The organism is Evansella sp. AB-rgal1 (assembly GCF_041820985.1).
Taxonomy (GTDB): Bacteria; Bacillota; Bacilli; order Bacillales; family Salisediminibacteriaceae; genus Evansella.
In genome coordinates this window covers 165,180-190,371 of sequence record NZ_JBGUAU010000011.1, presented here as the reverse complement: position 1 = coordinate 190,371, position 25,192 = coordinate 165,180, and the positions used below count along the sequence as shown (strand labels likewise).

Annotated in this window: 18 protein-coding genes and 2 riboswitches; of the genes, 4 read left to right on the top strand and 14 right to left on the bottom strand. The window is 36.8% G+C overall.

Translation table 11 applies throughout. From position 1 onward, the window contains the following. Window positions 1-412: 412 nt before the first annotated feature. Genes ACERII_RS11515 through ACERII_RS11505 form a run of 3 tightly spaced genes read right to left on the bottom strand, consistent with a single transcriptional unit; the run spans window position 413 to window position 3,981 of the window. A complete protein-coding gene (locus ACERII_RS11515; RefSeq protein ID WP_373642479.1) occupies window positions 413-1,615 on the bottom strand; it encodes a D-alanine--D-alanine ligase family protein in 1,203 nt (400 codons plus the stop codon). Between the two features lie 13 nt (window positions 1,616-1,628). Beyond that, window positions 1,629-3,206: a UDP-N-acetylmuramoyl-tripeptide--D-alanyl-D-alanine ligase gene (locus ACERII_RS11510; RefSeq protein ID WP_373642477.1), complete on the bottom strand. Its 1,578-nt coding sequence runs from the start codon at window positions 3,204-3,206 to the stop codon at window positions 1,629-1,631. A gap of 4 nt (window positions 3,207-3,210) precedes the next feature. Further along, the gene (locus ACERII_RS11505; RefSeq protein ID WP_373642475.1) at window positions 3,211-3,981 is read right to left on the bottom strand and encodes an alpha/beta fold hydrolase; all 771 of its coding nucleotides are present in this window, start codon (window positions 3,979-3,981) and stop codon (window positions 3,211-3,213) included. Between the two features lie 704 nt (window positions 3,982-4,685). Between ACERII_RS11505 and ACERII_RS11500 the strand changes: the two genes are divergently transcribed. The 3 genes from ACERII_RS11500 to ACERII_RS11490 all read left to right on the top strand — a co-directional run bounded on the left by ACERII_RS11500 (window position 4,686) and on the right by ACERII_RS11490 (window position 6,992). Then, window positions 4,686-5,822, top strand: a complete 1,137-nt coding sequence (locus ACERII_RS11500; protein ID WP_373642473.1) for a zinc-dependent alcohol dehydrogenase — start codon at window positions 4,686-4,688, stop codon at window positions 5,820-5,822. A gap of 16 nt (window positions 5,823-5,838) precedes the next feature. Then, window positions 5,839-6,066 (top strand): hypothetical protein, encoded by a 228-nt coding sequence (locus ACERII_RS11495; protein WP_373642472.1) that lies wholly within the window; start codon window positions 5,839-5,841, stop codon window positions 6,064-6,066. 71 nt (window positions 6,067-6,137) lie between these two features. Beyond that, complete coding sequence (locus ACERII_RS11490) at window positions 6,138-6,992, top strand: DegV family protein (RefSeq protein ID WP_373642470.1); 855 nt, start codon at window positions 6,138-6,140, stop codon at window positions 6,990-6,992. A 103-nt stretch (window positions 6,993-7,095) separates the two neighbouring features. Here the strand turns inward: ACERII_RS11490 and ACERII_RS11485 are convergent, their stop codons facing one another. Then, on the bottom strand, window positions 7,096-9,159 hold the full coding sequence (locus ACERII_RS11485) for a cation:proton antiporter domain-containing protein (protein ID WP_373642468.1): 2,064 nt from the start codon (window positions 9,157-9,159) through the stop codon (window positions 7,096-7,098). Window positions 9,160-9,700: 541 nt separating this feature from the next. Here ACERII_RS11485 and ACERII_RS11480 point away from each other — a divergent pair. Then, window positions 9,701-10,567 (top strand): 5'-3' exonuclease, encoded by an 867-nt coding sequence (locus tag ACERII_RS11480; RefSeq protein WP_373642466.1) that lies wholly within the window; start codon window positions 9,701-9,703, stop codon window positions 10,565-10,567. A gap of 276 nt (window positions 10,568-10,843) precedes the next feature. On the opposite strand, the gene metH is transcribed toward ACERII_RS11480, so the two are convergent. The 10 genes from metH to ACERII_RS11430 all read right to left on the bottom strand — a co-directional run bounded on the left by metH (window position 10,844) and on the right by ACERII_RS11430 (window position 24,758). Continuing rightward, the gene (metH, locus tag ACERII_RS11475) at window positions 10,844-14,284 is read right to left on the bottom strand and encodes a methionine synthase (RefSeq protein ID WP_373642464.1); all 3,441 of its coding nucleotides are present in this window, start codon (window positions 14,282-14,284) and stop codon (window positions 10,844-10,846) included. After that, a complete protein-coding gene (locus tag ACERII_RS11470) occupies window positions 14,265-16,196 on the bottom strand; it encodes a bifunctional homocysteine S-methyltransferase/methylenetetrahydrofolate reductase (protein ID WP_373642463.1) in 1,932 nt (643 codons plus the stop codon). Before ACERII_RS11470 ends, metH begins: the two co-directional genes overlap by 20 nt. A 19-nt stretch (window positions 16,197-16,215) precedes the next feature. Then, a complete protein-coding gene (gene metC, locus ACERII_RS11465) occupies window positions 16,216-17,394 on the bottom strand; it encodes a cystathionine beta-lyase (RefSeq protein ID WP_373642461.1) in 1,179 nt (392 codons plus the stop codon). Beyond that, window positions 17,387-18,523, bottom strand: coding sequence for a methionine biosynthesis PLP-dependent protein (locus ACERII_RS11460; protein WP_373642459.1), 1,137 nt, complete (start codon window positions 18,521-18,523; stop codon window positions 17,387-17,389). Before ACERII_RS11460 ends, metC begins: the two co-directional genes overlap by 8 nt. A gap of 186 nt (window positions 18,524-18,709) precedes the next feature. Next, window positions 18,710-18,819: riboswitch (SAM riboswitch) on the bottom strand. 101 nt (window positions 18,820-18,920) lie between these two features. Next, entirely contained in the window at window positions 18,921-19,871 is a 951-nt protein-coding gene (gene cysK / locus ACERII_RS11455) for a cysteine synthase A (protein WP_373642458.1), read from the bottom strand. An 85-nt stretch (window positions 19,872-19,956) separates the two neighbouring features. After that, on the bottom strand, window positions 19,957-21,003 hold the full coding sequence (locus tag ACERII_RS11450) for an anthranilate phosphoribosyltransferase (protein WP_373642457.1): 1,047 nt from the start codon (window positions 21,001-21,003) through the stop codon (window positions 19,957-19,959). Window positions 21,004-21,195: 192 nt separating this feature from the next. Beyond that, window positions 21,196-21,795 (bottom strand): adenylyl-sulfate kinase, encoded by a 600-nt coding sequence (cysC, locus tag ACERII_RS11445; RefSeq protein ID WP_373642455.1) that lies wholly within the window; start codon window positions 21,793-21,795, stop codon window positions 21,196-21,198. Then, entirely contained in the window at window positions 21,795-22,934 is a 1,140-nt protein-coding gene (sat, locus tag ACERII_RS11440) for a sulfate adenylyltransferase (RefSeq protein WP_373642454.1), read from the bottom strand. The genes cysC and sat overlap by 1 nt, the downstream gene beginning before the upstream one ends. Window positions 22,935-22,952: 18 nt before the next feature. After that, the gene (locus tag ACERII_RS11435; RefSeq protein ID WP_373642452.1) at window positions 22,953-23,675 is read right to left on the bottom strand and encodes a phosphoadenylyl-sulfate reductase; all 723 of its coding nucleotides are present in this window, start codon (window positions 23,673-23,675) and stop codon (window positions 22,953-22,955) included. A 3-nt stretch (window positions 23,676-23,678) separates the two neighbouring features. Continuing rightward, window positions 23,679-24,758, bottom strand: a complete 1,080-nt coding sequence (locus tag ACERII_RS11430; RefSeq protein ID WP_373642450.1) for a sulfate permease — start codon at window positions 24,756-24,758, stop codon at window positions 23,679-23,681. Window positions 24,759-24,901: 143 nt separating this feature from the next. Further along, window positions 24,902-25,012, bottom strand: a riboswitch (SAM riboswitch). Between the last annotated feature and the right edge of the window lie 180 nt (window positions 25,013-25,192).

The following is a 25,192-nucleotide window of genomic DNA, read 5'->3' as shown; positions in this document are numbered from 1 at the left end:
GAAAATCCGCTTATTGACTCAAATCTATTAAAAAAAGAGGAATTTCCTTTGCATAGTCGGAAAAACTTCCCTTATTTGCCAAGAAATTAGGTGAATTTTGATTTTAAACGGAAATTCTCCGCTTATTTTATTTCAGTGGTAAGGTTGGAATACATAGACTTGGCGATAAGTTAAGTTTATCTTATCAACTTCCAAGAAAACCTCATTTACTTCAACAAACGGTTAATGAAATAAGCAAATATAAAAACAATGGCACGAAGAACCTTCGTGCCATTGTAATATGCGAATTATACTGCGAATCTAGTTGTGAAAGTTGTGTGATTTAGCGTGGGAATTCGTCTGTGATTTGACGTTTTGCTCCTCACAAGTAAACGCGTTAGCTAAATAGCCAAGGTTTAGGTTTCTAACTGTATTATTTTGTTCCTTTTGAACCTTTCCCACCACTTAGTTTACTTAGGGAGAATAGATTGGAATCAATAGAGAACATTAGTTGTTCCCGCTCTCTCGTTCTCTTTAATGCTAATTTAATAAGATCATTTGTTAGCTCTTTATATGGCTTCCCAGTTGGTTCCCATAAGTAAAAGGATAAGGAACCCGGAATAGTATTTATCTCATTGATATACACTTTATCCGTATCTTTATCAATCATAAAGTCAATACGAGAAACACCACTACATCCTAATACTTGGAAGGCACGTACTGCAAGCTCCTGAATCTCCTTTGTCTTATCTTCGCTAATTTCAGCAGGAATCACTCGATTCGTTGATTCCATTCCTTTACTAGCCCCACCCTCTTTTGAAGAACCACCACCTGAATATTTATCTTCATAAGAAAGGATTTCATCACTACCTAACACTTCTTCGCACACAGAAGCCTCTGCAGATTCATAGTCACCTAATACAGAGCAATTAATCTCTGTCATATTTTGAACCATTTTTTCTACAACAACCTTGTTTGCAAATTGTGCAGCAAGCTCCACAGCTTCCTCTAACTCATCTCGATCAGCTGCTTTACTAATTCCTACACTAGAACCTAAATTAGCTGGTTTCACAATAACAGGATAATGAAGCTCTGACTCAACTTTTTGTATCCAATCTTCTTGAGCATCATTCCATTGAGAAGAATAGAACCAAACATAATCAAGAATTGGTAATCCAGAGTCACGATACACATTTTTCATTATTACCTTATCCATTCCTGTACTTGACGATAAAACATCACATCCAACGTAAGGAAGTCCAAGTAATTCTAAATAACCTTGAAGAACGCCATCTTCCCCAAAAGTACCGTGAATAATTGGGAAAGCAACATCTATTTCATTGATGTACGCTTTTCCCCACTTTGGCTTAGGATCTTTATTTACTGTTACACGATTATTAGCTTCGCGACTCAACAAGATCTTTTGAGATCTTTGAAGCAATCCCTTCAAGTCTTTGTATTGATCAATATCTAATAGTTGCTCACCTGTATACCATGTGCCTTCTTTTGATATATATAGCGGGATTATTTCATATTTTGCTTGATCCATATTTTGTACTGCTTGAAGCGCAGATATAACGGAAACTTCATGTTCTACTGACATGCCTCCATAAATGACGGCTACTCTTGTTCTCATGTATACACCATCCTTATTCATTAAAAGTATCAGGTAAATCGTTTTCTAATAGTACAATTGTCTTTTCTTTTGCCACCTTATGCATTTGCTGTATTGCATCCTGTAAGTCATGTGCTACATAATATTGTGATTCAGGATAGTTGGCTTCTATTAATCCATCTTGCAATGGTTTTGTTTGCTTCTTACCTACTAAAATAATGTAATCACATTTTTCAGCAGCATAAGTCGCCCAATGTTTATTTAAATCATATTCCTTGTCTCCAAGCTCTATCATACCTGGAGTTACGAGCATTTTAAATCCATCCATACTCCCTAAAACATCCACAGCCATCTTTGAACCAACTGGGTTTGAGTTAAAGCTATCATCAATAATGGTAATATTGCCAGAGGTTCTTTTTAGTTCTAGACGGTGAGAAACTGCATCTAAACCTCTAATTGGCTTCACCATCTCCGATAATTTCATACCTAATTGCAAACCGATTGCAACAGAGGCTAAAATATTGTAAACATTATGCTTACCTAATAGCTTTGTCCGGAATGTTTCCGATTCCCCTGATTTTAATTCAACGGTAAAATCCATTCCTTTATTGCTATAGGTTATATCTTTTGCTTTAATATCCACATCGGAAGCATCAATACCGTAGTAAACGATCTTACCTGAATAGTCTGGTTTATAAGACATGATATTTTCATCATCTTTATTTAGGATACCTATCCCGTCCTGTGGTAGCGTCTCGATGATTTCATATTTTGTCTTTTTAATATTTTCTAATGATTTGAATGTTTCCAAATGCTGCTCACCAATGGCTGTTAGTATACCAAATTGCTGGTCTACTAACTCACAAATTTCTTCCACATCACCTTGTTGTTTTGCTCCCATTTCAGCGATGAAAACTTCGTGGTATGGCTTTAACTTTTCTCGTATTGTTCTTGTAACACCCAACTTTGTATTAAAACTTTCAGGAGTCATAAGTACGTTATATTTAGAAGCGAGTACGTCATGCATAAAATGCTTCACACTTGTTTTCCCATAACTGCCCGTAATCCCAATTACTTTTAAATCTTTAGAAGATTGAATGAGACGTTTCGCATCTTTAAAGTAGTATTCATTGATTTGTTTCTCAATCGGTAAGTTAACTGTATTTGCAATCAGCAACATATAGAAACTTGCAAACAATGTTACTGCAAAAATTAGCACGAGTGGTACTAACCCGAAAGTTCCCAACATTACGATTCCAACTAGTAAAAACACTCCATATAATATGAACGTCGTGGTTAACAAACGCTTTACACGCGGTGTATACACTAACTTCTTTTTTTCAGCTGATTTGGATCGAACCAAATATAGTAATACGAACACTGCAATTGCCGAAATACTCCCTGCATAGTCATTCACTAAAGCAAGAACGATAGGTACAAGTAATAATACATCTCTTAACTGAAACACTTTCCCTTTATTCCTTGATATCCAGAGCAAATACCGTTCATTCCGATAAGAGTTTAATTGAAGCATATGGACACTTTTGACTGTTTTTGCTATAACAGGTAATATCCATGCAATAACTAATAAAACATATAATGTTAAAAGCATATATTTAACCCTCTCTATCTTTTTCTAAAAATTTATCTACAATAACTAAAAATTGATGAAGTTGATCTAAATAAGCAAAATGTCCTGCATTTTTCAACACTACTAGGCCTGCATCAGGAATCAGTCTTTCCATGAGTTTCCCGTCCGATACAGGAGTCGCTGTATCGTTCTCACCAAAGATGAGTAAAGTGGGAACTTTTACACTAGGCATTAGATGTTGTAAATCCTCATTAACAACCTTCACCATGGTTTGCTGCATTACCCCACTAACATTCTTATAATCCGTAGATCCCATTTTTGACTTAACCTTTGATAAAATTTCATCAGAATATCGATTTAGTCCAGGTAACTTTAGCATTTGCTTTGCTGCCTTATAAGTGTATACTTTTAAATAATATTCTAGTTTTCTTTTCGGTTTAATTCCTGCGCTATCCACAAGAATCACTTTTTTTACATTGCCATATTTCGCGGCATAAAAAATAGAAATTCTTCCTCCATTTGAATGGCCCATAAGAATGGGATTTTCTATTTGTAGCTTTTGAATGAAGTCATGTAGAAAATCTGTGTACTCTTCTGTTCCCCACTGTTTAGGAGGTTCTTCACTTTCGCCAAACCCAGGTAAGTCTAATGTGTATACTTTATGATGTTTTGCTAGATGATTGTGAACTGGAGAAAAAGCTTGAATATTTGCTCCCCAACCATGTAGCAATATGATTGGTGCCCCTTCTCCATCCACTTTATAATTCAGTTTCATATCTTGAATGTTAATAAACATAACGAACGCCCCTTATCATGTTTAATTAAGAAAAGCGCAAGGCGCCCTCTCATCACCGAAATGCAAATATTTTGGACGATAAAAAGCGTTTTTTGCTTTTAATCGGGCGGTTATTTGACACGAGGTGATGGCACCGCCTGGAGCTAGCCAACGATTAAAAAATGTTAACCCTTTATCTTTTAAAAGTGAGTTTTATTAATATATAGATCTAATTGAATTTTATATGTAGTTTATTGCCTCTATTTTGTTTATTCAGTTTCAACACAGATCGTGAATCAGAGGGAATATTTTTTCCACTGCTCTTCATCTTATCATATTTCATCGTAAGAATCCTCTTTAATATACATCATCACACTTATTTACAATCATATGTTTATACATTTCATATCACGAGGAAAACATTATATGAATGAATGTTTGAGTTAGCAAAAACTGCGAGAGCCTTATGTATTATTTTATATTTTTTTCATACAACAACGTAGATCTTGAGAACAAGATAGTAAAAGGAACATTTTTAAACGAATAATACTTGAAGTCAAAAACATTTCTCACTTTTTTCCTATCAATATATATCTTAATACCTTCGACTTCTAAAACAAATACATTCCACATTCCTCGTTTATTAGTATCATTTACATTACATATCTTTACTTTGGTTAGGAAAAATAAGCACATGGCATATTCACTAAAAAAGGAGCAAATGAATGAAAGCTGTCACTTATCAAGGCATAAAAGACGTAAAAGTAAAGGATGTACCAAACGCTGAATTACAAAAGAAAGACGATATTATTGTAAAAGTTACAAGTACGGCTATATGCGGTTCGGATTTACATTTAATACATGGTATGATACCTAATTTTCCTGAAGAATACATTATTGGCCATGAACCTATGGGAATAGTAGAAGAGGTCGGGCCTGAAGTAACGAAACTCAAAAAAGGCGATCGAGTTATTGTTCCCTTTAATATTGCCTGTGGTGAATGTTTTTTTTGTAAACACGAGCTTGAAAGTCAATGTGATAATTCAAACCCAAATGGAGAAGCAGGTGCTTATTTTGGATATTCGAATACATTCGGAGGATATCCTGGAGGACAAGCAGAGTTGTTACGTGTTCCATACGGAAATTTCACACCATTCAAAGTGCCTGAAGATTGTGAATTAGAAGATGAAAAGCTATTATTTTTATCTGATATAATTCCAACTGCTTATTGGGGAATAGAGCAAGGTAACGTAAAGAAAGGAGACACTGTTGTAGTTTTAGGCTGTGGTCCTGTAGGCTTATTAGCACAGAAATTTGCTTGGATGAAAGGCGCTAAACGAGTTATCGCTGTTGATTACGTACAATATCGCTTAGATCATGCCAAAACAACAAACAATGTTGAAGTGTATGACTTTTCAAAAATAGATGATCTGGGCTCCTATATTAAAGAAATAACAAAAGGAGGAGCAGATGCAGTTATAGACTGTGTTGGAATGGACGGAAAGAAATCAGCAGTGGAAATGGTGGAGACAGCGTTGAAACTTCAAGGTGGAACAATGGGCCCAATTGTTACAGCAAGCCAAGCTGTTCGCAAAGGGGGAACCGTTAGTATTGTTGGAGTTTACGGAACAAGATACAACATGTTTCCTCTTGGAGATTTTTTTGCCCGGAATGTTACCTTAAAAATGGGACAAGCACCAGTAATACATTATATTCCTGAGTTGTACAAAAAAATAATAAATGAAGAATTTGATCCTACCGATATCATTACTCATCGTCTTCCATTAGATCAAGCAGAGTATGGATATGATGTTTTCGATGAGAAACATGATGATTGCATAAAGGTTGTCTTAAAGCCCTAAGAGGAACTATTTATGGATGAACATTGTTTATATGGGAAAAATTAAATTTGGACAATACAAACGTTATGCTACGTTTACACTAGAGAATGACCATTTAGTAAAACCAATGTGTACGGAGGAATCCGAACGAAATGATGGTATACTATTCGCTACGGAAATATACTTCGCTAAGGTTACACATCGGTCGTCTTATCAGTACTACACTTTTGTTATGTTCCAACCTCGTTTAATTAATTTACAATAGGGAAATCATTTTAGAAAGAAGCGATGTTATGGTATGCTTATAAAGATTATGGTTGTAGAGGAGCAGATTTAATGAACAAGAAGAAGATTGCATGGGTAACAGATAGTACAGCATATATAACAAAAGAATTAGCTGAAAATGAAGACGTATACACATTACCCCTAGGAATCATTTTCGGTCAAGATGCATATGAGGACGGAGTAGATTTAACAACGGATATCCTATACAAAAGAATTAATTCAGAAAAAGAAGTACCAAAAACTTCTCAACCCTCCGTTGGAAAATTTGCGGAACTATACGAAAAGCTAAAAGAAGAGTATGATCACGCCATAGCCATTCATATATCTGGCAAATTGAGTGGTACAATAGACAGCTCCACTGCTGGTAAAAATATGGCGGATTTCGATGTAGAAGTCGTAGACTCTCGTTGTATGTCTTACGCTATAACTACCTTACTCTATAAGGGAATGGAACTTGCAGAAAACGGAACACACCCAAAAGAAATTGCTGCTAAGTTAAGACATGAAGCTACGAAATGCGAAAATTATATTTTACTCGGTAACCTTAATCAATTTTATAAGGGTGGAAGAATGTCTGGGGCACAATATCTACTAGGCAATATGTTACAAATAAAACCGATCATCCGTATTGATACAACTTCGGGTGAGTTTGAATTATTTGAAAGGGTTCGCTCTGAGAAAAAAGCAACAAAGCGCCTACTAGAATTGCTTGGAAAATCCTATGAGAAACATACAGTAAAAGAAGTGCAGATAATGCATGGAAATGTCATCGACAAAGCAGAAGAATTAAAAGAAAAAATTACAGAACAATTTCCCGATCTTTCCATTGTAATAGGAGAAATAAGTTCTACCATCGCAGCCCATGCAGGTGAAGGAACTGTCGCGTTAATATGGCATAATGAATAAGGAGAAGGAAAAAAGGTAGACCCTTACCTTTTTTCCTTCTTCTTAGTGTTGTTAGCAATAACTACTCTTCTCATGGCTAGTGCACAGCGATTCAATGTAATTCTTAACTATCTTGTTTTCTAAACAGAAAATCTTTCGGAATATCCGTTCCTCGTGATCCTCGTATATCTACCTCTTCCTCTTCTGCTGGATAATACACTATAAAACTCTCACAATTAGCTGATGCAAGCTTTCCAGGTAAATTCTCTAATTGATAATTCCAAGCAATTGTTCCTTTTCTTGCACTTAAAATAACCACTAAGTCATCTGGAGTTATTTTAGGAACGTACTTGTTAAATAAAGTCTCCCAAGTATCCACTTGAATTAAAGTGGTAGGTGGGGTAGGTTTTATTTCCTTGATATAACTAACATATTTATCTGTTCTATCTTTTACAACAAAAATTAATAATGAACAATTTAATTTAGTGGAAATTTTCTTTATTTTTCCAAGTGCATCTATAAAACCTGGCTTTCGATGTGCTCCCTGAGAGATAACTAGGACTAGGCGTTTTGTTGTATTCAAAGGATGACCAATTTTTGATACAAGTACGGTTTGATTTGTCCGATCAATAACCCGGTCAATAACACTCCCAAATAGCTGTCTATTTGTCATTTGTGCATCCCAACCTGCCACGATAATATTAATTCGTTCCTCAACAACTGCACGAGTTATTCCGTCAGAAACGTTTAAATCAACTCTCGTTAACAATCTAACAGGCATATCAGCACCAGAAGCATAGATAACTGCATGACCGAGCATTTTTTCTGCTTTTGCTACACCTATTTCTACCCCTCTTCCTTCTTTTTGAACGACTGTTAATGGATAAAGAGGTTGATCTTGACTATTTTCTTCTTTCAGCATAGAGGAAAGATCCAATAAACTTTCCATGGTATTGGGATCAGACAACGGAATCATGATTCTCTCTGGCCCCTCTTTACTCTTGTGCGGTTCATCATCTTCACTTAAAGCCAGCTCTCTGCCAAACTTATCAACAAAGGAGGGACCGATAATACAAGATAACAAAATCATAATAATAACAGCATTTACTGTAGAAGTATCTAATAGTCCTACGTTATACCCTACAAGCGTTGCTGCCAAGGTTGCTGCAGCTTGAGGTATTGTTAGTCCAAACATTACTTTTACTTCGGTATTACTGTATCCATATATTTTTCCAATAATATATGGGGCTAACCCTTTACCCACAAAAACAGCAAGTAATATTAATAATGTAACAAAAATGGTGCTGGGTTCACTTATCAACACACTCACATCCATTAACATCCCTACGGATAATAAGAAGAATGGAATAAATAAAGCATTCCCAAAAAAGCGAATTCTGTTCATTAAGGGGCCGTAATCTAAGATTAATCTATTTAACGCTAGCCCTGCTAAAAAAGCTCCTATGATCGGTTCAAGTCCAGCAACAACTGCTAAGAACCCTGCAACAAACAAGACAACCATGACAAAGGTAAAATCTTTAATACCTTCACTATTTACATTTCTGAAAAACCAACGAGAAATAATTGGAATACCTACTAATACGATCATCACAAAAATTACAAGGGAAGTACTTAATGAAATCCAAAACCCAGGAGATAATTCTCCACTCATTGCTCCAGTAATAACAGCCAAAACTAATAGAGCCATTGTATCAGTAACTAGCGTGCCACCAACTGCGGTTGTTACCGCTTTGTTTTTGGTTATCCCTAACCTACTAGCAATAGGATAACCGAGCAGCGTATGAGAACCCACTATGGATCCAATGAGAATGGATGCCATAATAGAATAACCTAACAATAAACAAAAGGTCATGCCTAATATAAATGGAATGATAAATGAGAATGTACCAAATAGTAAACTTCTGTGTCTATATTTTTTAAAACCATCGATATCTAACTCTAACCCTGCAATAAAAATAATAAATAATAGTCCTACGGTTCCTAATAATACTATCGTTTGATCACGTTCTAATATATTTAATCCATTTGGTCCTATGATGATTCCTGCAATAATAGGACCAATGATACCTGGTATACGTAACCTGTTCATAAGAAGAGGTGTAAAAAAGAAGATGAGCATAGTGAGTGCGAATATTTTTACTGGATCTTGAATGGGGAGTTCAAACATTGGATTCCTCCTTTCTGTAATGCATAGTTCTTGTTGTGTATATAAGGAATCTTTTTAAGTGGGCTACCCTGAAAATACGTAACTAGAGTATTGAGGAATACTAACTTTGTTGGTTTATATTCCATTCGCTACTGCCAACTCCCTTTCCTGTGGGGAGCTGGTAAGCCTCCTCGAGTGCAAGGCTTTGCGGTGTCCTGCCCTCTGCTCTGCTTCCCACTGGAGTTCCGTTGGCATTCGCTCATTCCATATAAAATGTAGCGTGCTATGCTAATATACGGCATATCCATCCATCTCGATACACACTTTTCAATGAGAAAGAGCATTTTATAGTTTATAAATTGTATTCACCTTCAGTACAGACATATTCATTATATGTTTCGTTTCAACAGGATTATTCAAAATAAGCTAAACCTATTACTGATAGGTTGTACGTTTTTTCTATCTTGTTGGAGGCATAGCCGTATTTCCAATTATATGTGCATAACTTCTTCACTTTTTTTGTTATAATGTAATAGATGTCTTTTATAAAGGAGTTTTTTAAATGGAAAAAAATAAAGTAATGCTTGTTGATGGCATGGCACTTCTATTTCGCTCTTTTTATGCTACAGCCATGAGCGGATATTTTATGATAAATAGCAAAGGAATTCCTACAAATGCAATACACGGATTTGTAAGGCACTTATTTACTGCAGTAAACACGTACAAGCCTAGCCACGTTGTTTGTTGTTGGGATATGGGAAGTACTACCTTCCGAACAGAGATGTTTCCTGAATATAAAGCAAATCGGGGAGAAGCACCGGTAGAACTTATCCCGCAATTCGATTTAGTAAAAGATGTTGTTGAAGCATTAGACATTCCTAATGTTGGATTAGCAGGTTATGAGGCAGATGACTGTATTGGAACGTTAGCGGATCACTACAAACAGGACTCCGAGGTGCTTATTCTAACTGGGGATCAGGATATTCTACAACTAATCGAACAGAATGTTCACGTTGTTTTACTGAAAAAAGGGTACGGAAATTATGCATTATATAAGGAAGAAACATTTAGGGACGAAAAGGGTATTTCTCCAAAGCAAATGGTAGACTTAAAAGCGTTAATGGGTGACAGCAGTGATAATTACCCTGGTGTCAAAGGTATTGGTGAAAAAACAGCCTTAAATCTATTAATGAAATATGAATCTATTGAAGGTATATTGGAAAACTTATCGGAGCTTACAAAAGCTCAGCGAACCAAGATTGAAACTGATTTAGAAATGCTTCATTTATCTAGGAAGTTAGCTAGAATTCATTGTGAAGTAACTGTTAGTTGTTCATTAGACGATGCTATATTCCAAATTAATCGTGAAAAAATGATAGAGAAATTCAAAGAGCTTGAATTCAAGAATTTAGATTCTATGATAGGGTAAGTTGAAGAGCCTAACTTGGTTAAGACCAAGTTAGGTTTTTTTGTGTTATAAGGACCGAGGTTGAAATCTGTTTGTATTCTTGAGCGAAATGTCGCGTTACGGTAATTAATTAAACTTATTTTTCATATCCCATTTTTCGTCTATCGTCATTTCTCCGTTCCACATTTCCAAACGTGACGCCAAAACATCCTTTAGCGAAGTTAAACTTTCTTAAAGTATAAAAAAATCACCACCGAACATTCTTTCGTTCGGCGGTGATTCAACAAACCCAAAATCCTAAACACTAAAATATCTACCCTCGGGATGTGCAAAAACCATTGCTGTTACAGATGCTTCTGGCTCCATCATGAACCCTTCCGTTAACTCAATTCCAATATCAGCTGGCTTCAATAACTTAAACAACTTTGCTTGATCTTCTAAATCTGGACAAGCTGGATAACCGAAGGAAACACGCACACCTTGATATTTCGCGGAAAAACGCTCTTGCATTGTAAAATCAACAGGATCAGGAATTCCCCACTGATCGCGCATTAAGTGGTGAACATACTCAGCGAATCCTTCTGCCATTTCTAATGCAAGTGCTTGAACAGCGTGACTTCGTAGGTAATCTCCACTTTCCTTCCACGCTTGAGCTCGCTGCCGGATTCCTTTTCCTGCAGTTACAGCAAGAAAACCGACATAATCCATTTCTCCACTATCAACTGGGCGTAAGAAGTCAGCTAAGGTAAGATGAGGTGCTTTCTCCTGTCTTGGAAACGTAAAACGCTCAATAACAGTCTTCTTATCAGTGGGATCATAAATTATAATATCTTCTCCATCTGCCTGGGCTGGGAAGAACTGATACATTCCACTAGCAGATATTATTTTATCCGATACAGCTTCTTGTAATAATTCATCTACTACACCTTTTAATTGCAATGCTTTTTCATTCTTTTCTTCTAACAGTCGACTTACCTTCCCTTGTAAGCCAAGGTGCCTACCTAATAGCATTTGCATATTTACATAAGGAATCAAATGGGAAATAGAAAAATCTCGTAATATATGACGTGTCAAATCAGGTGGGTTATAAACAGGAACAGTCGTTGATACATCAGACCGTACTTTCACTGCAACTGATGTTGACACTTCCGTTTTCTCATTCTCCTCTATAACACCTCTTTGTGCTTGCTTCTCCTGAAACGCTATATCAATCTTTTCTCTTTCCACAGGGTTTTGTAGTTGATTAGCTAAATCCAATCCATTCATGGCATCTTTCGCATACAACACCGGTCCAGAGTATTCAGGGGAAATTTTGTTTTCCGTAAATTTACGTGACAACGCAGCTCCACCAACTAAAATTGGAATTGAGATGTCAGATTGACGTAAGTCTTGAGCGGTTAAAACCATTTGTTGAGCAGATTTAACAAGTAAACCAGATAAACCGATCATATCAGGTTTTTCTGTTCTCACTGCTTCAATCAACGCTTGTGGTGTCACCTTAATTCCTAAATCGACCACTTTAAAACCATTATTACTTAAAATTATTTCTACTAGATTTTTCCCAATATCATGTACATCGCCTTTTACAGTAGCTAAAATTACTTTCCCTTTACCACTGTCATCCTTCACTTCCATGTATTGTTCAAGAAACGCTACAGCCGCCTTCATTACTTCAGCACTTTGAAGAACCTCTGCCACAATTAATTGATTTTCATTAAAAAGAACGCCGACCTTTGCCATCCCTGTCATTAATGGTCCGTTAATAATATCAAGTGGCTCAGGGTACTTTTCTAACGCCTTTTCTAAGTCAGGAATAAGTCCTTCTTTCGTTCCTTCTACTACATAGTGAGCAATCCGTTCGTCTAAAGGCATGGAATTAACTGGCTTTTTTTCGATTGATTTTTTCCCTCGATAAAATTCCACTAGTTTTGCTAATGTTGCATCGGTAGTTTCAAACAAAAGCTCCTCTGCCATAATTCGTTCTTCTTCTGGAATAGATGCAAATCTTTCTAGCTTCTCTGTATTTACAATTGCGTAATCTAACCCAGCTTTTGTACAGTGGTATAAATAAACTGCATTCACAATTTCTCGACCAACAGGTGGTAAACCAAAAGATACATTACTTACCCCTAGTATAGTTAAGCAATCTGGTAAGGCCTCTTTTATTAAACGAAGTCCTTCTACTGTTTCCTTTGCCGCACCGATATACTGTTCATCTCCTGTTCCAATTGGGAAAACAAGAGGATCAAAAATAATATCTTTCGGATTTAATCCGTATTTATTCACTAATAAATCATGCGATCTTTTGGCCACTTCTAGTTTGCGCACAGCAGTTGTAGCCATTCCAATTTCATCGATTGTTCCTACTACGACAGCTGCACCATATTTATGGATAAGGGGAGCCACCTTTTCAAAACGTTCTTCCCCATCCTCTAAATTAATAGAGTTAATAATTGCTTTCCCTTGTGAATAAGTCAAAGCCTTCTCAAGGACTTCATCATCTGTAGAATCAATCATAAGTGGTACTTTCACTTTGTTTACGACTTGTTGGATAAACAGCTCCATATCCTCTAATTCTTCACTATCCGGGTCTGCTAAGCAAATATCGATAATATGGGCACCACCCTTTACTTGTGCTCTCGCTATCTCAGATGCTTCCTCAAACTTCCGTTCATTTATAAGTCGTTTAAATTTACGTGAACCGATTACGTTTGTACGCTCTCCGACCATAAGAGGTCTCATATCTTCTGCATAAATGAGAGGTTCAATCCCAGAAACCGCATGTGGGTGGTCGCCAGGCAGCTCTCTTGGTGGGTATGGTTTCACCGCTTCCGCCATTGCCTTAATATGAGCAGGAGTTGTCCCACAGCAACCACCAACTAAATTCAGCCACCCTTTTTCAGCAAATCCAGCTATTTTTTTCGCTAATGATTCAGGAGATTCATGGTAGTTCCCTTCTTCATCAGGAAGACCCGCATTTGGGTAGCAACTTACAGCTGTTGTTGCAAGCTCAGATAAAGATCGAACATGATCACGCATAAACTCGGGACCTGTCGCACAGTTTAAACCAACCATTACTGGATTCATGTGTTCGAGAGAAAGATAAAATGCTTCAATGTTTTGACCAGCTAACGTTGTTCCCATTGGCTCGATTGTACCTGAAATGATGAGGGGAACTTCTAATTCTAGTGACTTTGAAGCCTGTTGAATTCCAATATACGCAGCCTTTACATTACGCATATCTTGACATGTTTCTAATAACAAAGCATCTACTCCACCGCGAAGTAAGCCACGAGCTTGCTCTTCGTATGTTTCAATTAATTTATCGAACGTTACTCCACCTGTAACAGAAATTGCCTTTGTTGTAGGACCCATCGATCCTGCAACAAATCTTGGCCAATCTGCTGTGGACAGTTGATCTGCAGCCTTTCTTGCAATTTGAGCAGATATGAAGTTTATTTCTTCCGCTTTATGCCCTAAATCATAGTCATCCAACACAATACTTGTTGCCCCAAATGTATTTGTTTCAATCATATCTGAGCCAGCTTCTAAGTATTCGAGGTGAATCCGCTCTACTATTTCAGGGCTAGTAATGTTTAAATATTCATTACACCCTTCGTACTCATCTCCTCCAAAATGATCTGCTGTTAAATTAGCTTCTTGAAACATAGTTCCTGTTGCGCCATCAAAGATGATTATTTTTTTTCGAAGCTGTTGCTCAAACAATGAATTGCCCATTTCCAGACTTCCTTTCTAACTGTTGTTCACGTCGAGTAGTAAACCCTGTTTTCTCTTTAATATAATTTGTCAATTCCACGGACATTTCATAGTTCATAAAAGGAGTAATTAAATAAATACCGTTGAAATATTCTATTGCACCGTCAATCAGTGATTTCGCAATGGCAATTCCCTCTTGTTTTGAAGCTACTTTGTCGTCTTTATGCTTCGCCATAACATTTCGAATATCATCCGTTAGTTTAATACCTGGTACTTCATGATGTAAAAATTCCGCATTGCGATAGCTCGTTAATGGCATTACTCCTATATAAATGGGAGTTTCTAAATGTTTCGTAGCTTCATACACATCCTTCATTTGCTCTATAGAATAAACTGGCTGTGTTAAAAAATAATCGGCTCCGTATTCAATCTTTTTCTCTAACCTGACCACCGCTTTATCTAAATGACGAACATTGGGATTAAATGCAGCTGCAACGGAAAAATTCGTTTTACTACCCAACGATTTACCTGAAAAAGATTTCCCTTCATTATATTGCTTCATTAACTTAATTAGCTCAAAGGATGATACATCATAAACCGACGTTGCACCTGGAAAATCCCCTACTTTTGCAGGGTCACCTGTGATTGCTAATACATTATCTAACCCAAGTGTGGACAAGCCCATTAAATGAGATTGTAAACCAATTAAGTTTCGATCACGGCAAGTAAGATGAACTAATGGAGTTACTCCGATTTTTTCTTTCAAAATCATCGCCATACTCGTATTACAAATTCTAGGGCTAGCAAGTGAGTTATCCGCTAACGTAATCGCATCCACCCCCGCATCCTTTAGCGCTCTTGCCCCTTCGATAAATTTATGCTTCACTAAATCCTTCGGTGGATCTAACTCCACAATAACAGAGCTTGTAGTCTTTGCCTTTTCATGTAATGGAATATCACTTTGTTTTCGAAAAAAAGGTTTCTCTACCTGGATTTTATTTAATGGAGCTTTCTTTTCCATTTCTTTTGTAAAAATAGGTTGTTTTGTCTTTACTGCTCTTGCTATCGCTTTTATATGGTCAGGTGTTGTTCCACAACATCCTCCAATTAATCGAACCCCTTCCTTTCTAAGTAGCAGGGCTGATTCTTCGAAATAATCGGAATTAGAGGAATAGTGATATTTTCCATCATTGTAGCTAGGAAGACTCGCATTGGGATATGCTGATAAATATGCTCGGGAAGGAATTGCTACTTTTTCTAAGGAGCGGATCATATGATGTGGCCCCATTCGGCAATTAAGCCCAATTACATCTGCACCAGCATCCTCTACTTTTAACAGTGCTTCTTGGATTGAGATGCCCCCTTGCACCATACCAACATCAGATAAAGATAACTGTGCAATAATTGGTAAATCTGTTTCAGTCCTTGCTAATTCCACTACTGTAAGTAATTCTTCTAAATCATGATACGTTTCTAAAAGAAATCCATCTACTTTTTCCTCCAGCAAGCAGATAAGTTGCTCTCTAAAGTTCTCTTTTATCTCATCTGTGGTTATGTTTTTCCCTGGTATTGTTCTTATACCACCAATTGTTCCTACTATATATTTGTTTTCAAAAGGTTCCTTTTTTTCCACTTGTGCGGTTTTATAATCTTCCACAGCTAACTTAGCAATTCGAACTGCTTCTTTATTAATTGCTTTTACTTGATCTTCCAATCCATAGCGAGCTAACTTTTCATAATTAGCACCATACGTGTTCGTTTGAATAATCTGAGAGCCTGCATCTAAATAAGCCCGATGAATACTTCTTATCTGATCCGGATGGGAAAGATTCAGTTCTTCAAGACAATTTCCAATTCCATATGAATAGAGTAGTGTTCCCATAGCGCCATCTGCGATGATTATTTTGTTGTCTAGTTCTGTTAAAAAACTCATTGTGGTTGGCTCCTCTACTCTAATTTATTTCCACTTTGTTTTTTCGAATTGCTTCGAACGCAGTCTCAAAGTCTTTTATTAAGTCGTCTACATTTTCAAGACCTACTGATAGTCTAAGTAATCCATCATGTATTCCTCTTGCTTCCCGTTCCTCTTGCGGCATTGCTGCATGAGACATTTTTGCAGGATAAGAGAGAATTGATTCCACTGCCCCTAAACTTACAGCAAAAACAGGGATTTGTAAATTGCTTACAAACTGTTTCACTGTATCAGCATCTTCTAAACGAAAGGACAATACCGCACCTGGTCCTTCCGATTGTTGTTCATGAATGCTGGCTCCCTCATGATCAGAAAGACCTGGATAGTACACATGCTTCACTTCATGAATCGTTGTTAAATATTCAGAAATACGTTGTGCGGATGCTTGTGATTGCTTGAGTCGAACATCTAAGGTTTTTAGCCCTCTCATCACTAGCCAACAATCCTGAACTCCTAGAACAGATCCAAATGTATTTTGTAGAAAATAGAGTTTTTCTCCGAGCTCTTTATCTTTGACTACTGCTAATCCGGCAACAACATCACTATGTCCTGATAAAAACTTCGTTGCACTATGGAGAACAATATCAGCACCTAGTTCTAACGGTCTTTGTAGCGATGGAGTTAAAAATGTATTATCTACAAATGTTAGACAGTTATTTTCTTTTGCAATTCTACATACCTCTTTTAAATCGGTGACCTTTAGAAGTGGGTTCGATGGTGTTTCCACATAGATCATTTTTGTATTTGGCTGAATACTCTCTTTTAATTTCTGTAAGTCCGTCGTATCTACAAAACTATGATCAATTCCAAAGCGATGTAGCACTTGTGTGACTAGGCGAAAGGTTCCTCCATATACATCCTCACAAATAACTACATGATCTTCTTTTGATAGAAGTAAAAAAGCTGTAGAAATTGCCGCCATTCCAGAGGCAAAGGCAAAACCTCTTACTCCTCCTTCTAAATGAGCAATAGTTTCTTCCAATGCATCTCGCGTAGGGTTCCCAGATCTTGCATAATCATATTTACCAAAAGAATCGAAATCAAATTGGTGGAAAGTGGACGTATGATTAATGGGAACACTCACCGCACCTGTCTCTCTATCTACTGAATTCTCATTATGAATTAATCGCGTACTAAATGTAAATGTATCGTTACTCATTAATGACTACCTCCTTACAGGCATTTTTGAATGCTTGATCTAGATCTCCTTGTATATCTGAAATCTCCTCTATTCCCACTGAAAATCTCAATAATCTGTTACATACACCATTCGCAATACGAACTTCTTCAGGGATATCCGCATGTGTTTGGGTAGCAGGATAAGTGATGAAGCTTTCTACTCCTCCTAAACTTTCAGCAAATGTAACTAGTTTCAATTGCTGTAAAAAAGAGTTTACTATATTTTCATCGTTTACACGGAAAGAGATCATCCCACCTCTTCCAGGATATAAAACTTCTGAAACATCTTCGTGTTTTTCTAGAAATGTCTTTATTTGAGCAGCATTTTCTTCGTGCTTTTTCATCCGCAGCGATAGTGTTTTCATCCCTCTGATTAGCAACCAGGAGTCTAATGGACCTAGCGTTGCACCAATTCCATTATGAAGCATCGCCAGTTTCTCTGATAATTGTTTTCCTTTGGAAACAATTAATCCAGCAAGAACATCGTTATGACCACCTAAATATTTCGTTGCACTGTGAATAACAATATGTGCTCCTAAATCAATTGGCTGTTGAATAAGCGGTGTATAGAAAGTATTGTCAACAATCAGAAGTAAGTTATGTTCCTTCGCTATTTTGCTAAACGCTGCAATATTCGCTTCTTGCATAAGTGGATTTGTTGGAGTTTCAATAAACAAAGCTTTCGTATTTTCATTCACTAGTTTTTCATATTCCTCAGGGGATCGAATGTCTGCGTAATGAAATTTGATACCATAATGACATAAAATTTGTTCAAATAATCGATACGTTCCTCCGTATAAGTCTTGTGAAACGATTATTTCATCATCTTGTTTGAATAAACCAAACACGGTATGTATGGCTGCCATCCCTGAACTACAGGCAAAACCACGATCACCCTTTTCTAAATCAGCAATCGCTTGTTCTAATATTTGCCTCGTCGGATTCCCTGTACGTGTATAATCATATCCAGTAGATTGGCCGATACCTTCATGACGATATGCCGTTGAAAAATAAACAGGGGGATTTACTGTACCTGTAGCTGTTTCGCTTCTATTTCCAATTTGTACAAGCTGGGTTTCTTTCGAATAAGTTCTCTTTTCGTTATTCATTTTCTCTTCCTCCTATGCCCTAAGTTTCTCTGAAGTTTTAAGAAAAGCGTAAGTGCCTTGGTCACGAGCGACCAGCAAATGTTTCTGGTCGATAAAAAAAGTGTGATTGTGTTGTATAAAAATACAAAAAACGACCCCTTAGTAAGAGGTCGTCGATAGGTTACTATTTAAAATACCTGCCGGGACCTCTCATCTTTCAGAATAAAGATTCTGCTGGATTTGGCACCTGTTGAATCGAAATCCAATGGTTGCCGAGGTGTCGTAGGGCCAGATCCCTCAACCTCTCTTGATAAGAGTCCTATACATTTAATTAACATGATTATAGTGGTTATTCAACAGTACGTCAATAAAAACTTGGTATTTTTTATATAACTTAGATCATTCTGATATTTTATGTTTATTCTTCTTCTTGGAATAAAGGAGTTGATAAATATCTTTCCCCAGTACTCGGAAGAATGGTAACGATTGTTTTCCCTTTGTTTTCAGGACGAGATGCAATTAGCTTCGCAGCGTGTAGTGCTGCACCTGAAGATATACCAACTAATACACCTTCTGATTTACTAATCTTACGTGCTGCTTTGAAGGAGTCCTCATTTGAAACTTGAACTACTTCGTCATATACTTCTGTATTTAATATGTCTGGAACAAAACCAGGTCCGATACCTTGAATTTTGTGTGGTCCAGGATTTCCTCCACTTAGTACTGGAGAATCCGTTGGTTCAACAGCAATTGCTTTAAAGTTCGGATTGCGTTTTTTTAATACTTCTGTAACACCAGTAATTGTTCCACCTGTTCCGATACCACTAATTAAGAAATCAACATTTCCATCCGTGTCAGCCCAAATTTCTTCTGCAGTAGTTTGACGATGTACTTCAGGATTAGCTGGGTTAGCAAATTGTTGTGGCATAAATGCATTTGGAGTCTCAGCCACTAATTCCGTTGCTTTTGCAATGGCACCTTTCATTCCCTTAGGTCCTTCTGTTAGTACTAGTTTTGCTCCTAGTGCTTTTAATAATTTACGTCGCTCAATACTCATTGTTTCAGGCATTACTAAAGTTAAATCGTACCCTTTCGCTGCACATACGAATGCTAATGCAATCCCTGTGTTACCACTTGTAGGTTCTATAATTTGTGTACCTTCTTTAATTAAACCGTCTGCTTCTGCTGCCGCAATCATTGCATTACCAATACGATCTTTTACACTTCCAAGCGGGTTAAAGAATTCTAGTTTCCCTAGAACTTCTGCACCTGTCTCGTCACTAATTTCATTTAATCGTAAAAGAGGTGTTCTACCTATTAATTCTGTTAAATTCTTAGCAATTTTTGGTCTGTTTAAAACTTCACTCATACTTTTCATCCTCCTAATTTATTCATTCATGTATATAATTAGATCATTGCTGCCAATAACATAAAACCTTGACGCTACTTTTCCATCAATTCTCTTTTTTTAAAGTTATCCATTTCTCTAGATGGATTGCTCCTCGCTGTTGCTTTAACTGCATATCCGCAACTTTGATACCATCATCAATTGATTTTTCAATTCCAAAAAGGAAGTATCGGACACCTACATTAAATAAGAGTTGATTTCGATGATATTGTAAATCGTCTGATTCCTCTCCTTCTAATAAACGGCGAATAACGTTTGCTTGTTTCTGAAGAGAAAGGTTCTCTTTTTCTTCATCCTTGGATAGCTTTAATCCATATTCATTAGGGTCAATTAGAAAAGATTCCATATTATCCTTTGTGACTTCATAAATAAAACTTCTACGATGAATTGGCAAATCTTCTGACCCTTCTGCTCCTTGCACAATAAAACCCTTCTCATAACCCATATTTCGGATGAGGGCAGCATGAAGCTCTACAACTGTTTTATGAAATACACCTATCATTAAATGATTTGCGTTTGCTAAATTCAGTACTTTTTCCATTACATTAAAGAAAGACCTTACACCAATCTCTTCTCTTATATGACGAAGATTAGCAAGTGGTGGACAGAGCTTTTCTGTCCAAGCGAATCCAATTTGGATTGTTTCTATTGATTTTCCTATATCCTCATTCGAAATCTCAGTGGATACACCTAGTTCACCTAAGATACTCATTAAGGAAGAACCATAGCGCGGAGGTAGGGAATCACTGCTGTGTAAATATACTGGAATTCCTCTTTCTGCAAAAAGTAGTGCAGCGGGAATAGTAACAGCAAACGTATTACGCCCACTATATGGTCCAGCTAAGTCAATAAATTGCTTTTGCTCCCCAATTTTATTTGGTATAAGTTGAGCAACCTCTCTGTATGATTTAACGAAAGCGAGTACTTCATCGATAGACTCTTGTTTTAGTCTTTGAGCGACTAAAAATGCACCAATTTGTGCATCCGTTGCATCTCCACTAATGAAATCTTTTGCCGCTTCCAAAGCAAGTTCATACGTTAAATCTTTTGCTCCTTTTTTCCCTCTTGCTACTTCCTTTAACCATAACTTCATTTAGATCACCCTTTGTGTGCATCCTTCATTGTAATGAAAAGCTTATTCTAAGTTGTCTTCTGTTTTTTTACCTATTACAAAATTAAGTTCTTCCATAATTAGGTGAAACCCTTTATTTTTTGATGGGAAAACTTTATTCTTACCTTACTTATCGGAATACTATAATCTTAACTCTATTCTATCAGTAAATCACTAAATAATAAAATATTTTTTTAGTTTTTCTATAACTTTTTCTACACATTCTTCAATAGTGAGTTTATCAGTCTCTACAACTAAATCAGGATTACTAGGTTCCTCATAAGGTGCACTAATGCCAGTGAATTCTTTAATCTCACCATTTCTTGCTTTTTTATATAGTCCTTTTGGATCTCTGTTCTCACACTCATTTATTGAACATTTTACAAAAACCTCAAGAAATTCGTCTGGTTGGAGTAACTCCCTAACTACTTGCCGATCTTCTTTGTAAGGAGATATAAACGCGGTTAACACGATTGATCCTCCATCAACAAACAGTTTCGACACTTCCCCGATTCGTCGTATATTTTCTTTGCGATCATCTGGACTGAATCCAAGATCACGATTTAGTCCGTGACGAATATTGTCTCCATCTAAAACATAACTCCTTTTACCAAGATCATATAAACGTCTTTCCACTGCGTTTGCTAACGTTGATTTCCCTGAACCAGATAAACCTGTGAACCAAATTACAACACTTTTATGGTCATTTAGTTTTTGACGATCTTCTTTTGTGATAGCTGTAGTATGCCAGTGTATATTCGCTGCTTTTTGCATTATACAGTCACCTTCATTCCACGAATTAGAACTTGGACAACCTCATATCTACTAAATTCTGGAGGAGGTGTCTCCCCACTTCGAAGCATTTCTCTCACCTTTGTACCTGATAAAATGATTCGATCTTCTTTACTATGTGGACAAGTCTTCGTAGAAGTCATACCACCACATTTTTTACAGAAGAAGCTATGTTCAAAAAACAACGGTGTGATTCCCAACTCTTTCGAAGTGAAGTTTTGGAAAATTAATTGAGCATCATAGGTTCCATAGTAATCACCAACACCTGCATGATCTCTACCAACGATAAAATGAGTGCAACCGTAATTTTTTCTTACCATTGCATGGAAGATAGCTTCTCTTGGTCCTGCATATCTCATTGCAGCTGGAAACACTGCCAGGAAAACTCGGTCCTCTGGATAATAGTTTTTCAATAATACTTGATAGCTCTCCATTCGCACATCTGCAGGAATGTCATCTGATTTTGTCTCACCAACTAACGGATTTAAGAATAATCCGTCTACGATTTCAAGTGCTGATTTTTGAATATATTCATGAGCACGATGAACAGGATTTCTCGTTTGAAATCCTACTACTGTTTTCCATCCACGAGCTTCAAACTCTCTTCTTGTTTGATTTGGTGTTAAGTAAAAGGATTCAAATTGACTTTTTTGTGGAACCTTTATTAATGTAATTGGTCCTGCTAAATACACGGAACCTCTTTCATATAATTTCTTTACACCTGGATGAGCTACATCCGTTGTTTGATAAACCTTTGCTGCTTCTACATCTTTATTCGGTTCAAAAATTTCTTGTAATTCCAATACACCATAAACCACATCATCATACGTTAATTTCACTTTTTCTCCGATTATTAGCGTAGAGGAAACGATTGGAGAAACTGGTAGTGTAATAGGGATACTCCACACATTTCCATCAGCTAATCTCATGTTTGTAACTACACTCTCGTAATCTTGCTTCCCCATAAATCCAGTTAGCGGACTATATGCTCCATTTGCAAGTAACTCTAAATCAGACAACGCCATTTTATCTAGCTCTACTGTATGTTCAATTTCTCTCACATCAACATCTTCATGAAACCGATTTACTAATATACCTCCATGTGGTGTACTAAGTGTCATTATCGCACTTCCTCTCTATTATTTGTGTAATCCACATTCTGTTTTTTCCTTACCAGCCCAACGTCCTGCACGCAAATCTTCTCCTTCTTTTACAGGAAACGTACATTTACTACAGCCGATACTTGGGTAACCTTGATCGTGAAGCTCATTATAAGGAAGTTCAAAAAGCTTAATATATTGCCAAACTTCATCCCACGTCCAATGAATAAGAGGACAGATTTTAATGGATTGAAATTTATTATCTTTGTTAACAAATTGCGTATTAGCTCTCGTTGGTGACTGTTCTCTCCTAAGACCTGTTAACCACGCCTTACTTCCATGAAGTGCTTTTTCTAACGGAATGTTCTTTCGTATCTTGCAGCAAAGATCTGGATCTACTTCCCACAGTTTTTTTCCATATTGCTCTGCCTGTTGTTCTAATGTGACCTCTGTCTGGGCATACTCAATAATTAACTTAGGGTATTTATTCTTTATTTTTCCAATTAGCTCATAGGTCTCTTGAAAATGTAAATGGGTATCAAGAAATACAACCCTCGCATTCGGCTTTACTTTGCTAATTAAATCTAGTAGAACAATTGCTTCTGCTCCGAAGCTACATGCATAGGTTAAGTCATCCTTAAACGTTGCGTATGCCCATTTCAACACTCCTATGGAATCCTTTTTCGCCAATAAATCATTGGTTTGGCTATAGACAAAGTCTTTCGTTGTTTCATAGGATAATTGTTGTGTCTCAATTCCCATGACTTAAATTCCCCCTCCTTGATCATGTACAGATCGTCTTTCCTCTTTAATTGATTGATAAAGGCTAATGGATCCAAACGTAGTAACAAAAATGCTGATAACAATCACAATAATGTATGGGTTTGGATGTAAAACCAGATGAATTAAACTATAGGAAACTACCAATGACATCACTGGCGAGACGATCCACACCTTAATAATTTTCTTAATCACTGTTTTTTGCCATAACTGAAATCCATTTTCAGCTGTACCAACACCTACAATGGCTGACGTTGTTGCTTGGGTTAACGGCACCGGTATTCCAAATATGGAAGCTGCAATCACTAATGATGCTCCTGTTCCTGACACTGCTGTACCTTGAAGCATGGAAAGTGATGTAATTTTCTTCCCATTTGTCTCAAGAACTCTTCCTCCAAGTAGGATAGCTCCTATTGCAAGAAAAATTGCACCTAGGTAAATACCTCGAGTTTCATGCATAATGCCAGCACCAATAAGAGGACCGATTGCGTTTGCCACATTATTCATACCAGCTGAAAATGCCTCTAGAAACCCAGTTAGGATTAACAGGAATACAAGCCATTTTCTCCATTTCCCTTCCCCTTTCAGTTGGGGCCATCGTTTTTCCATAATGATTATTACTTTTCCTGCAACAAATGCTATAAGAAATGCTGCGAATGGGATGATGAGCCAAAACGATATGATATATATAACGTTATTGACATAAAGCGCTTGAAAGGCAATTCCCACTCCTACAATCGAACCGATGGTTACTTCACTAGTAGAAAGAGGTATTCCAATAACATTTGCTATAAACAAAGTAAGTGTAGCGCCTATTAAGATTACAAGTACTATCTCAACTGTTAAAATGCTGGTAGGAATAATTCCTCCCCCAATAGTCTTAACAACCTCACCACTTCCAATGACAGCACCTAAAAATGCTCCTAAACCTACTAAACTTAATGCTAGTTTTTTATTCTTAATTGCTCCACTTCCGTATACTGGCCCCATAGTTGCTGCCGCACCACTTGCTCCGATGTTCATTGCGAAAAATAAAGCGATTGCGATTGCTAAGTAAATTAACACGTTGATACACCCACCTTCTTTGTTGGTTAAAACTATGTAAGTCTACTATTCTTGTAATTCTTATCAAAATACTCGGAATTAAGATAATAAAAATTGTCCTTCCATACAGGAAGTTGACAAGTTGTTTAAGACGGATGTCAAACCCCTTATCTATCAGTTACTTCAAACTCTGCTGGATGTAACAGGTATTTAAAAGAATCAATGCTTGATGATGCATCATTGGGGTAAACCCCCTCCTCTTCTCTGGATAAGAGTTACTATATGTAAATTTTACTGTTTTGTTCTTTTTTTATAATTTTTTTTAAATTACTGTTTAGTATAATTTCATTTCTTGAACATTCAATTTCATTCATTATAATTCCTATCGGTTTTTACGTCAATGAAATTTTTACTAAATATTCTTTTTTTTCGAACAACATTCCCTCGTCATAATC